This window comes from uncultured Nitratireductor sp. (genome assembly GCF_913053745.1).
Taxonomy (GTDB): domain Bacteria; phylum Pseudomonadota; class Alphaproteobacteria; order Rhizobiales; family Rhizobiaceae; genus Nitratireductor.
The window spans coordinates 1-10,996 of record NZ_CAJXGF010000142.1 but is presented as its reverse complement, the minus strand read 5'-3'; the positions used below and the strand labels follow the sequence as shown (position 1 = coordinate 10,996).

Genomic DNA, 10,996 nt, shown 5'->3' with positions numbered 1-10,996 from the left:
GCCGACGCGAGAAAATGGTCGGCAAACCCGCCACGCCACAGCCGCGTCATGGTCGAAATGTCGAGATCGCGCAGCCACCGGATCCGCGCGACATCAACACCATGTTCGCCCAGCAATCCAGCGAGGAACATCCATTGGCTGGTCGCCGCCGCAGGAAGGAGTACTCTTTTGCCGATGAGGTCGGCAAAGCTGAAATCCGGGCTTTCCTGACGGGACAGCAGGATCTGCACATTGCGGTCGCACAGCTGCGCGAAGATGCGAAGGTCTTCCAGATGCCCGCGATACATCATCGGGATCCACACCCCTCCACGCGCGATGTCGGCTTCGTCCCTGGCCAGGACGTCGGCAAGCCAAGAGCCACCGGGACCGGAGGCGTAATCGACGCCGATATCGAGGTCCGCCGCGTCGAAATAACCGAGTTTCTCGGCCACATGATGGGGCGCGTAGGTCAAGGAATGCTCGGCAATGAGCCGCAGGCGGTCTGTCATATTCTTCTGTCTCACAGATTGAGGCCCGCTGATATTCGGGTCGCGGGCATGAAGCGTGGCGATGGTTCAGAGCACTTTGGACAGGAAGGCCCTGGTCCGCTCGTTCTGGGGATTGCCGATCACGTCCGACGGCGGCCCCACTTCCACGATGCGTCCGTCATCCATGAAGACCACACGGTCGCTCACCTCCCGCGCGAAGCCGATTTCGTGGGTCACGATCATCATCGTCATCCCCTCGCCGGTGAGTTGCCTGATGACGGCGAGCACCTCTCCCACCGACTCGGGGTCGAGCGCGGAAGTCGGCTCGTCGAACAGCATCACCTTGGGCCGCATGGCGAGCGCGCGCGCTATGGCCACACGCTGCTGCTGGCCGCCGGACAGATGTTCGGGATAGGCATTCCGCTTCTCCTCCAATCCCACCTTCTGCAGAAGCTCCAGCCCGTAAAGGCGTGCCGCGTCGGGCTTCACATTGCGCACCTGCACCGGTGCTTCGATCAGGTTCTGCGTCACCGACATGTGCGCGAACAGGTTGAATCTCTGGAACACCATGCCGATTTCGGCGCGCTGCTTGTCGATCTCCTTTTCGTCGAGCAGACGCCGCTTGCCGCCGCTCTCCCTGTAGCCGATCATCTCGCCGCCAACGGTGATGCTTCCGCTCGAAAAGGTCTCGAGGAAATTCACGCAGCGCAGCAGCGTGCTCTTGCCCGAGCCGGACGGCCCGACGATCGCAACCACCTCGCCGCTCCCGACGTCCAGGGAAATATTCCTGAGCACCTCCTGGGCGCCATAGCTCTTGTGCAGGTTCTTGATGGAAATCATGGCGGAGCTCATGACGGTTTCACCTCCGCGATCACGCCTTCGCCCGACCCGGCCGCACCGCGAACCGCCCGGGCCACCAAGCATCCGCCCGCCTTTCGCGACGAGATCCAGTGTTCGAGATAGCGCTGTCCGAGGCTGGCCACGGCCGCCAGGCCCAGGTACCAGACCACCGCGACGATCAGCAATTCGATGATGAGATAGTTTTTCGTATAGATGAACTGGGCCTGGGTGAGCAGATCGTGCACCCCGATCACGGAAACCAGCGACGTTGCCTTGAGCATGCCGATCGTCTGGTTGCCCGTCGCCGGGATCACCACCGTCAGCGCCTGCGGCAGGACAATGCGCCGGAAGGTCTTGCGGCGGCTGATGCCCAGCGCGCGGGCCGCCTCGATCTGCCCCTTGTCCACGGACAGGATGCCGCCCCGCACGATCTCGGACATATAGGCCCCTTCGTGCAGGCTCAGGGCCAGCACCGCCGCCGTGAAGCTCGTCATGACGACGTTGGTCGAGACGGAGAATTCGCCGAACCCGATGCGCGGCGCAAACAACGCGAAATTGTAGCAGAAGATGATGAGGACCAGGAGCGGTATACCACGAAACAGCCACACGTAGAATTGTGCGAAAGCCTTGGGTATCGGAGACGGCGAGATGCTCATCAGCGCCGATATGACGCCCAACACGATCCCCAAAAACATGGAAAGGATCGTCAGGCCGACGGTCACATAGATCCCGTAGAAGATCGCCGGCGCTGTGAGATAGGTCAGAACCTCGTCCCACATCACCTGCGACGTGGCGAACATGTAGACCACGCCGGCGGCAGCCAGCAGGGAGAGAAGTGAAGTAATCAATGTGAAACCAGGTCTGGAAGACATCATCCCGCTTTCCTTCCTGTGGCTGCCGTGACTTTGAAACGGGAGCGGATCATTCCTGCCCGAGACGGAAATTGTTAACGTCCGCGGCCTTCAGCGGCATGTTGTCGTCGCCCCATTTCGCGAAGATCTTCTGGTAGGTCCCGTCCTGGATCATGGAGTTAATCGCAGCGACGACGGCGTCCCGCAATTCGGCATTCCCCTTTGCCACACCGATGCCCAGAGGCTTGGGGTTCAGAACCGCCTCGAAGACGGCCTCCATGTTCTTCTGGCCCAGAACGCCCTCTTTGGTGAGGTACCCCGACACAATGTAGCCGTCGAGCGTGGCGTCCATGCGCTTCGTCTCGACCTGAAGCACGGCGTCCGACTTGGTGGGAAAGGCCGTGATATTGATCGGTTCGTCGCATTTGGGGGATTGTTCTTCCGCCATCGCGAGCTGGATCGAGCCGGTGACGCCGGCCACGGACAAGCCACAGAGGTCTTCAAGGCCCCGGATGTTCTTGGGATTGCCCGCCTGCACCAGAAGCGTTGTCGAATCCAGCGCGTAATCGATCATGTCGATCTGCTTCCCGCGCTCCTCCGTGTCGCTCATGCCGGCCATGGCCATGTCGAAACGGCCGGACTTGAGAGCGGGAATGATTGCTGCGAAGCCGAGGCTCACGAAGCGCGGCTCGAGGTCCAGACGCTTCGAGAACTCGTTGGCGATATCGACGTCGATGCCCGCATATTCGCTCTGATCGTCTCCCGGATGATAGCTCCACGGCGGTCCGAAAGACGGATCCGTGACGATCTCGATATACCCGCGTTCGCGTATGTCCTGCGGAACCATGCCGGGCAGATCCTGCGCCCGGGCATCTCCGGAAATGGCCCCCAGAATTCCAAATGCAGTGGCGGCGACCATCAAATGAAGCCTGCACATGACTGTTCCCTCTGTTTCTGTTATATGGACTGAAATTTCAGTCATCATCACAGTATGGCGGGTACCGGAGACCGTCAAGCGGGTTTTTGCGGATTTGCCGAGGTGCTGGATGCGGCTGGTTTGAAAAAGGCAAATGCTTTAAAAGGCAGCAGCCATCAGATAGAAATTTTAGTGCACATGTCAGAAACCGTCGTCATCAATCACGCCAGCCAGCTCAGCGATCACGCATACCATCACTTGAGGGACCTGCTCGTGCGCGTCGAGATCGCGCCGGGCACGGCCCTCAGCGAAGACGAGCTCAGCGCCAGGCTGAGCTTCGGGCTCACACCGATCCGCACCGCTATCAAGCGGCTGGCCTTCGAGCGGCTCGTCTCCATATTTCCGCGTCGCGGAACTTTCGCCGCAGACATCAATATCGGCGATGAGCTGTGGTTAACCGAAATCCGCCAAGAGATAGAAGGGCTTGCTGCACAACTGGCGAGTGAACGCGCCACAGACGACGAACGCAGTAGCCTCCTGGAGCTAGCAAGAACGATTCAGACCGCCTCGACCAATGCGGAGGTCACGGATCTCGACGCGCAGTTCCACCGCAACATTTTCAGGATGGCGCGCAACCCCTTCCTTGAACCCACAGCGCATCTCTACTTCAATCTCTCGCTGAGGATCTGGTACTACTGCAATCAGAACTTCACCATTTCTGAAAGCCGTGGGCGGGATCAGATCGCCGTTGCGCACGCGATATGGCAACGCGACGGTGGCGCTGCGCGGTTGGCCACAAGGGCTCATCTATCGAACGCTTCGGCGGCCATCAGAACGATGCTCCATGCCCACATAGGCTCCTGAACACCACGCGCACTAACGCCTCGCATCACCCCTGCGTAGACTGTTCCAGCGCAGCCTCCTCCTGAATCCATTCCCGAAACGCGACAACTGTCGGCATGGCAGATTTTTCTTCCGGGCAAACGAAATAATAGGCTCGGTCGCTCGGTCCCGGTCCTGAGGGAACAAGTTCCAGATGCCCCGCCTCCACCTCGTGATGAATCTGGAACCTGGGCAGCAGAGCAGCACCAAGCCTATCCTGGCTCTTCAACTCGACGAAGCGCATGGTCGGCCGCGTCGCTGCCTCGGCGATCCCCACCGCATCGTTGTCGTCGTTCTTTTGTGCACGAACGTATGGGCGGACATATTCGGGCGACATCAGCCGGACATCATGCCCTTTCGCGATAAAGAGACGGCCGACATGATGAGCACCGCAGCACGCCTCCATGGCGACGGTGCAGGTCGGAAGACTACCCGCGAGTTCGGAGAGTGTCGCTCGCCTGACGCGGCGGCGCAGAATGACCTGCCCCTCCGAATCCATGCCTACTACGCTGTTCAGGTTCTTGCCCAGGTCAATTCCAAGGGTCACAATGGTCATTGGTTCGCTCCTTCCTCTCAAACACACCGGCACCATAGCGCGGAGCCGGCGGGAGGGGCGGGCCATCCCATAAATGACGGCGCACGCCTCAGAGCAGCAGCACGCGGACGTCCTTCGCCGCCGCATAGCCTGGTTCGATAGCCAACTCGATCCCAATCCCGAGAAGCTGATCTTCATCGATGAGACCGCGGCATCCACAAAGATGGCCAGGCAGCGAGGGCGAGCGGCTGTTCCCCATGGCCATTGGAAGACGACCACCTTCACCGCCGGCCTGCGACTGTCCGGCATGGCGGCGCCGATGCTGCTCGACGGCCCGATGAACGGTGCAGCCTTCCTGGCCTATGCCAAGCAGGTTCTCGCACCCGAGCTTAGCCCCGACGATGTCGTGGCCATGGACAATTTGCCGCCCCACAAGTTCAGCGATGTGCGCGAGGCCATCGAGAAGGTCGGAGCGCGGCTCCTGTTCCTGCCGCCCTACTCGCCCGACTTCAACCCGATAGAAATGGCCTTCTCGAAGCTCAAGGCACTGCTCAGAAAGGCCGCCGCAAGAACCGTCGACGAACTCTGGCCCGTCGTTGCCGACTGCCTATCCGCCTTCACGGACGAGGAATGCCGGCACTACTTCAAGGCAGCCGATATGACCCGGACTAAGTCGAACCTGCTCGAGTCAGTTATCGAGATCGGGCGGAAAGCGACTGATCGCCGTCATGACTATGTGAATGACGATTCCCATGCCCACAATGTAGGCGAGTAGATAGAGCCATAGATACATGGCTTTACAATAACGCATCTCGGTTTCGGTGTGTTTGGCGCGATGACGCCAAGACGGAAAATGCTGGTACGCGGGGCATTTTGATTGATCAAAGAGCTTCATGTCCAAAGTTGCGCGCGCCAGCGTATCCAATAGTCGATTGTGAGCGTTTTAAACTGGTTAATTCGGTCACGAAGCGGTTGGTGCCAATTTGGTAGGGCGGATGTTGGCTCCGGCCTGCGGGCCTCGCCGGGTTCGCCACACGGCAAGCATCCGTCTGTAACGAAAGATTTCAGGACATCACAACCAGCGGTAATGCTGCAACTCGATCCCAATGCCGCCGTTTGTCGGCCATGGATATCAGAACGGTATACTTCCGAAGTATCGAAACCGCGCCGCGGAAGTGGACAGTCATCGAAATCTCAACAGGAGAGCCTGCCAGTATTGGCGGCAACAAACTTGTTGGCATCGATCGGTATCGCGCTGAAGCAGCATGCCGCATTTTAAACCGGATATTCAGATCAGATCTGCAGGCGCGTTAGCTGATGTGCATACGGGGAGGTGCGAGCAGTATCTTTCCGAACCTTAACGAGAATCAGCACCCGCCAGCAATCACACGGTAGATCATCAGGAGCGCGAGAAAACCCCTGCCGGCAGCGACGGGTCGGACACTAAACCGGCAGGGGCCGTCCCCAACAGGGTTCTCCAGACTTAACACCGAACATCTGAAACCGAAACCCATGGCTTTCCCGTACCCATTGGCGCGGCGCTGCTGCTTGCGTTCGTCTATCAGATGGAAACGAGCCGCATGCCGCTCAATTGCCATGACGTGAATTATGGTCACAATCAGCGAAAGCTGGCCAGGCCCGTCACGAAAATGACCGTGGACGAGGTGATTGCCGCACAGCGCACATGGTCTCGGCCTGCGAGGATCGCGGGTGCTCGATCCGAACCTTCAGGACCGGCTTGCCTATCACCTTCTGATCCGCCGCGGCTATCTCCGGTGAGATCGATCGCACCGGGTTCGGGAGGCGTCTCTCAGGTGAATGGCTTCGTTCCCCGTATTGGGAGATACGCGGCGCGCGCACCTGCATGTGAGGCGAGGGCAATGCTACTATACCGGCGACAGCCTCAACAAGTCGCTGGTCTCCCCTCAAAACCTCGACAAGCCGCTGACCAAATCCAAGACAGTTTGGCAATGGATCATCACTTCGGTCATCGTTCCGGTTCTGGCTGTGTTCGATGATTGGCGGGTGCAGCTTGCCATCGTGCTCATTGTTGCGGGTTTCGCGGTCTATGCGATCAAGCGCAGGCGCGACATTACGAAGGTTTACCGCGACCTGAAGTTAGACCTGGAGCCGGGCACATGATCGGCGCCGGCTTCGTCTACAAGGCCCTGTTCTCGAAGCTGGGACGGGTACCCGTGAGATACTGCAGCGCCTCAAGGCCGCTCCACGCGAGCGCAGCCCACCTCCCTGAAATTCGTGCTGATATTGGTCATCGCGCCCCGGTTGCCCTTATGGTGGCCGGGGCCGTCGTCTCTCTCTCCGAAAAATGAGACAACGCGGCGCTCACTGAACTGGGAAAGGAAGCCTCGCCGAGCAGTATGGGCGGGCAAGGCGAGGCTTCAAGAATGGCGCGTACTCAATACCTGTCGCGCAAGGGCATATTGGCCGAAGCCTAGTAAACATCCGGTAAATCGGCAACTGGCTCCATCTCCCTCCCTATTCGCCTAGAGTGCCGCCAGCAATTCAACAATTTCGTAAACCACCCATGCGACGGCGGCAGCGATCACCAGGCATACGAGCAGAACCAGCCAGTTCATCTCCCTGCGTTCCTGCTTTGGCGGTCTGCGTGACAATTTGGCCTCCTGTTACCCCTTGATCAAGCAAACAGCGCCATCATCGCCGCATATATGCCGCCGATGATTGCCGCAGATCCGATTACGCTCACGATGAATATTCGCCAGTTCATGATCGTTGTCGCAACTGAGCGTCGATAATCTCGCGCGCCGCCTGGAAGATCGCCTTCATATCAGTTGTTCGCTTTGATGGCTCTCAAGCAAGAAGAGTGCGTGCTTGTAGATTTTGCGGACTTCGTAATCCGACAGGACACCTTTTGAAGCGATCGCCCCGATCAGGGACACTAGCACGGATGTCGAAACCGGATCACTTGCCGTGATGCCGTCAACTCTCGGTTCTGCGTCGGTCATGATTCACATTATCGTTTATGACGGTGGGCGCGCATTCAGTTCAAGCCGAATTCCTCTTTCTGGATAAGCCTATCGTTCTGGAATATCGCAGCCATACTCGCGCTCAGGCTGTTTCCCTCCCACATCATCATGATGGTTTTGAAACTGCCCATTTCGGAAATGCTCAATTCCTCTCCTTCGCATCCAAGAGCATCGACTGCCTGCTGGTATCTCATCCCCATTTCAAGAGCATCGTACTGGGCTTTTGTGACTGTGCAGTCGGAGGCAAATGCGGTGCTGGATAGAACCACGAGTATGAATGAAATGGTGATGCGCATGGATTCCCCCTCTACTCGTCTTCCTCTTCCAAATCATCGATTTCGATAATGCCGGCGTCAACTCCCCATTCGAGCAGGAGCGCATTAGCTCCCTCATCGCGGCTCATCCCGTGCTCGTTGGCGAATTTATCCACCATTTCAGCAACCTCCTGGATCAGCAATACTGAGCCGCCCGGGTTTTGTCTGCTGTCAAGGCAAAGGGCGGCCCGACGCAGAAGGGACTGCAACTCCGATTGAGAGAAACTGTTTGGTTTCTCGGCCGCTTCCAGGAGTTCTTGGGTGAAATTCTTGGGCATCGCTGTTCGCTCGGTATAGTCGCTGGCACTGATGATCGAACTTTATCTGCGAAAGCGAGAGTGTACAGGCCATCGACGCACAATTCCGTATAATTTGCTTGGCTGCGCGCATGCCTTTCTGATTGAAAGCCGCACCAGGATACGACTGGCGGAAGAGTATGATGCGGCGTATCGCAAGCTCGGCAGCCAGTTGAAGGTTTGGGATTGTGCTGGTGGCGAGCAGCACAATCGCAGTTGCACCGGCATCGGAAGCTCCAGGATGTCAACTCCAGGCAGGAGATCGGCCCCACGAGGCTACTCCCCATCGCGCATCATATGAAATTTGATGTTATAGACATCAATATATGTATTTTGTATATTGTAATCGTAATTTGAAATATGAGTCTAATTATGATCACAGCCGCTCAAATGCGCGCTGCCCGCGCGCTCCTTGGGATCGACCAGCGTCAACTGGCCGAGATAGCAGGCGTTTCAGTGCCGACCATCCAGCGAATGGAGGCCAGCGAAGGTATTGTCCGCGGGGTGATTGATACTTTGACAAAGCTGGTCGAGGCCCTCGACAGGGCCGGCATCGAACTGATCGGCGACAATGCCACAAGCACGGGTGGAGGCCGGGGGGTTCGCCTGAAGGTTCCTCTATCCTGAGACTTGCTCCCTGATTGAACGAACGAGCGGCGCCGACCGAGACCCGGCCGACGATCCCGCCTGAATGGTGGCAGAAAGAAAGGATCGTCATGGGCGCCACGACCATAAAGCCGGATTTTCGCGACCTCTATACGCCCAAGCTTCTCACCGTCCTCAAGGAGGATTACGGACTGACGAGCCTCAAGGCCGACGCCGTAGCCGGTCTGACGGTCGCCATCGTGGCCTTGCCGCTTTCCATGGCGATTGCCATTGCTTCAGGTGTGACGCCGGACCGGGGCCTGTATACCTCCATAGTCGGCGGCTTCATCGTTTCGGCCTTCGGCGGCAGCCGCTTCCAGATCGGCGGGCCGGCTGGTGCGTTTATCGTGCTGGTTTCGGCAACAGTGGCCCAGCATGGCGTCGATGGTCTTCTGCTGGCGACATTTCTATCGGGACTGATGCTGGTGGCTGTCGGACTGCTGCGGCTTGGTATCTTCATCAAGTACATTCCTTATCCGGTGACCGTCGGCTTCACGGCAGGCATTGCGGTCATCATATTTTCCAGCCAGATCAAGGACCTGCTCGGCCTCAGTCTCGATAAAGAGCCGGGGCCACTGCTGCTGAAATTTCGGGCAATCGGTAGCGCGCTGCCGACTGTCAGTCCGGCGGCTGCCCTAGTTGCCCTGGTTACGATAGGCGTTATCGTCGGGGTGAGGCGCTATCGCCCACACTGGCCATCCTTCATCATCGCCGTAGCGATTGCCGCGACCGGTGCGATGCTTCTCGGCCTGCCGGTGGAGACAATCGGCACGCGTTTCGGTGGAATACCGCAGACGCTGCCGACGCCGCACCTGCCAGAAATCTCCTATGCGCGGGTGATTGCGGTACTGCCCAACGCGTTCTCCTTTGCGATGCTTGGTTGCATCGAGAGCCTGCTTTCGGCGGTCGTGGCCGATTCCATGACGGGTCGGCGGCATCGCTCCAACTGCGAATTGGTGGCCCAGGGGCTCGCGAATATTGCTTCACCGCTCTTTGGCGGCATCTGCGTGACCGGCAATATCGCTCGCACCGCGACCAATGTGCGCTCCGGCGCGCGCGGGCCGATTGCCGGCATTTTGCATTCCGTCTTTCTGCTGCTTTTCATGCTCGTTGCGGCGCCGCTTGCATCCTACATTCCACTAGCGGCCCTGGCAGGCGTGCTCGCCATAGTGGCCTGGAATATGGCGGAGAAGCACGAATTCGCAATCCTGATCCGCGCTTCATGGGGCGATGCGATCGTTCTACTCGTTACCTTCATGTTGGTGATCTTCCGCGACCTGACCGAAGGCATTCTTGTCGGTTTCGCCCTCAGCGCGCTTTTGTTTCTGCACCGCATGGCGCAGGCTGTGGAAGTCAAGAATGCCCGGCCACTGGTAGAGGAAGACAAGGCCGACAGCGTCAACGGCAATGGTCGCAAACCCTATGATGCCGGGATGGCGACCGACCCGGATGTCGCTGTGGTGCGTGTATCTGGCGCCTTCTTCTTCGGGGCTGCTGCGGCGGTCGGGGTAGCGTTGGACCGTATCGGCGACCAGCCAAAGGCTTACATCCTCGACCTGTCTGCGGTTTCCATCCTTGATTCGACGGGGGCTGCCACAATCGAAGGCTTTGTCCGCAAAGCCGCCAATCGGGGGGCTGCCGTCTATATTGCCGGCGCGATGCCTGCGGTTCGCCGGACGCTCCTCATCCACGGTATGAGGCCGCCGCGTGTACGTTTTCGGCGGAACATGTAAGATGCAGTCGCCAGAGCGCACAAAGGGCCATCGGCCGGAAAGATCGGAAATAGCAATGACGAAAGAATGGTTGATGGATAAGGCTACTGCTGTTGTGGTGGGCGCCGACCATATCGCGCAACTCGGCCAAGGCGTTCTCTATGCGCCCCAAATCGGCAAGCTCTCTGGATGACGGACCGTGGGCGGGGTTGGATCATTTCCACGCTTGTCGCTCAATCTCAAGCATCTGTCCACAAGCCGTGATTTCTGTGGAGCAATCATGACTAGGAGTGTGGGACACCCGGGCCGTAACCCATTGATCCACAATGCGGGAAAAGTCCGATCCATGGGACACTTAAATCCCGAAAAGTATGGGCTTTGAAGCCGATCAGCGAGTCTTCTCGACAAGGCCGATCACAACCATGATGCGTGTCGGACACTTCAAACCCGTGTATATGAAAAGCCGGCGGTCGCAGTTCGTCCGGTCCTTGTTGATCGGCCGACGCCAGTTCATGACGGCGATGCTGCAGATA

14 protein-coding genes and 2 pseudogenes are annotated in these 10,996 nt (G+C 58.5%); 5 read left to right on the top strand and 11 right to left on the bottom strand.

Annotation, left to right across the window (positions count from 1 at the left end; translation table 11 throughout):
* The 4 genes from QZ638_RS18940 to QZ638_RS18925 form a co-directional block, all read right to left on the bottom strand.
* A partial coding sequence (locus tag QZ638_RS18940) for an ABC transporter substrate-binding protein (protein WP_295813459.1) occupies positions 1–488 on the bottom strand: 488 nt, incomplete at its 3' end.
* A 66-nt stretch (positions 489–554) separates the two neighbouring features.
* Positions 555–1,319, bottom strand: coding sequence for an amino acid ABC transporter ATP-binding protein (locus tag QZ638_RS18935; protein ID WP_295813458.1), 765 nt, complete (start codon positions 1,317–1,319; stop codon positions 555–557).
* Positions 1,316–2,179, bottom strand: a complete 864-nt coding sequence (locus QZ638_RS18930) for an amino acid ABC transporter permease (protein WP_295813457.1) — start codon at positions 2,177–2,179, stop codon at positions 1,316–1,318. The genes QZ638_RS18935 and QZ638_RS18930 overlap by 4 nt, the downstream gene beginning before the upstream one ends.
* A 49-nt stretch (positions 2,180–2,228) precedes the next feature.
* The gene (locus QZ638_RS18925) at positions 2,229–3,095 is read right to left on the bottom strand and encodes an ABC transporter substrate-binding protein (protein ID WP_295813456.1); all 867 of its coding nucleotides are present in this window, start codon (positions 3,093–3,095) and stop codon (positions 2,229–2,231) included.
* A 54-nt stretch (positions 3,096–3,149) separates the two neighbouring features.
* On the opposite strand from QZ638_RS18925, the gene QZ638_RS18920 reads away from it, so the two are divergent.
* Positions 3,150–3,938 carry a GntR family transcriptional regulator gene (locus QZ638_RS18920; protein WP_295813455.1) on the top strand — a complete coding sequence of 263 codons (789 nt, stop codon included), beginning with the start codon at positions 3,150–3,152 and terminating at the stop codon, positions 3,936–3,938.
* Positions 3,939–3,963: 25 nt separating this feature from the next.
* On the opposite strand, the gene QZ638_RS18915 is transcribed toward QZ638_RS18920, so the two are convergent.
* Together QZ638_RS18915 and QZ638_RS18910 are read right to left on the bottom strand one after the other, a co-directional pair.
* Entirely contained in the window at positions 3,964–4,185 is a 222-nt protein-coding gene (locus QZ638_RS18915) for a LysR substrate-binding domain-containing protein (RefSeq protein WP_295813460.1), read from the bottom strand.
* Positions 4,165–4,512: pseudogene (locus QZ638_RS18910) on the bottom strand (transposase); the annotation flags it as partial. The gene QZ638_RS18915 and the pseudogene QZ638_RS18910, both read right to left, overlap by 21 nt.
* Before the next feature lie 76 nt (positions 4,513–4,588).
* Between QZ638_RS18910 and QZ638_RS18905 the strand changes: the two are divergent.
* Positions 4,589–5,163, top strand: a pseudogene (locus QZ638_RS18905) (IS630 family transposase); the annotation flags it as partial.
* Positions 5,164–5,179: 16 nt separating this feature from the next.
* Here QZ638_RS18905 and QZ638_RS18900 read toward each other — a convergent pair.
* The gene (locus tag QZ638_RS18900; protein WP_295813454.1) at positions 5,180–5,302 is read right to left on the bottom strand and encodes a hypothetical protein; all 123 of its coding nucleotides are present in this window, start codon (positions 5,300–5,302) and stop codon (positions 5,180–5,182) included.
* 1,007 nt (positions 5,303–6,309) lie between these two features.
* Between QZ638_RS18900 and QZ638_RS18895 the strand changes: the two genes are divergently transcribed.
* Positions 6,310–6,633 (top strand): hypothetical protein, encoded by a 324-nt coding sequence (locus tag QZ638_RS18895; RefSeq protein ID WP_295813453.1) that lies wholly within the window; start codon positions 6,310–6,312, stop codon positions 6,631–6,633.
* Between the two features lie 362 nt (positions 6,634–6,995).
* Here QZ638_RS18895 and QZ638_RS18890 read toward each other — a convergent pair whose 3' ends face one another.
* The 4 genes from QZ638_RS18890 to QZ638_RS18875 form a co-directional block, all read right to left on the bottom strand.
* A complete protein-coding gene (locus tag QZ638_RS18890) occupies positions 6,996–7,124 on the bottom strand; it encodes a hypothetical protein (RefSeq protein WP_295813452.1) in 129 nt (42 codons plus the stop codon).
* 168 nt (positions 7,125–7,292) lie between these two features.
* Positions 7,293–7,475 carry a hypothetical protein gene (locus QZ638_RS18885; RefSeq protein WP_295813451.1) on the bottom strand — a complete coding sequence of 61 codons (183 nt, stop codon included), beginning with the start codon at positions 7,473–7,475 and terminating at the stop codon, positions 7,293–7,295.
* A gap of 35 nt (positions 7,476–7,510) precedes the next feature.
* Positions 7,511–7,792 carry a DUF3862 domain-containing protein gene (locus QZ638_RS18880; RefSeq protein ID WP_295813450.1) on the bottom strand — a complete coding sequence of 94 codons (282 nt, stop codon included), beginning with the start codon at positions 7,790–7,792 and terminating at the stop codon, positions 7,511–7,513.
* A gap of 11 nt (positions 7,793–7,803) precedes the next feature.
* A complete protein-coding gene (locus QZ638_RS18875) occupies positions 7,804–8,088 on the bottom strand; it encodes a hypothetical protein (protein WP_295813449.1) in 285 nt (94 codons plus the stop codon).
* A 390-nt stretch (positions 8,089–8,478) separates the two neighbouring features.
* Here QZ638_RS18875 and QZ638_RS18870 point away from each other — a divergent pair, with 390 nt between their 5' ends.
* Positions 8,479–8,733, top strand: coding sequence for a helix-turn-helix transcriptional regulator (locus QZ638_RS18870; protein ID WP_295813448.1), 255 nt, complete (start codon positions 8,479–8,481; stop codon positions 8,731–8,733).
* 89 nt (positions 8,734–8,822) lie between these two features.
* Positions 8,823–10,484, top strand: coding sequence for a SulP family inorganic anion transporter (locus tag QZ638_RS18865; protein ID WP_295813447.1), 1,662 nt, complete (start codon positions 8,823–8,825; stop codon positions 10,482–10,484).
* Positions 10,485–10,996: the final 512 nt, after the last annotated feature.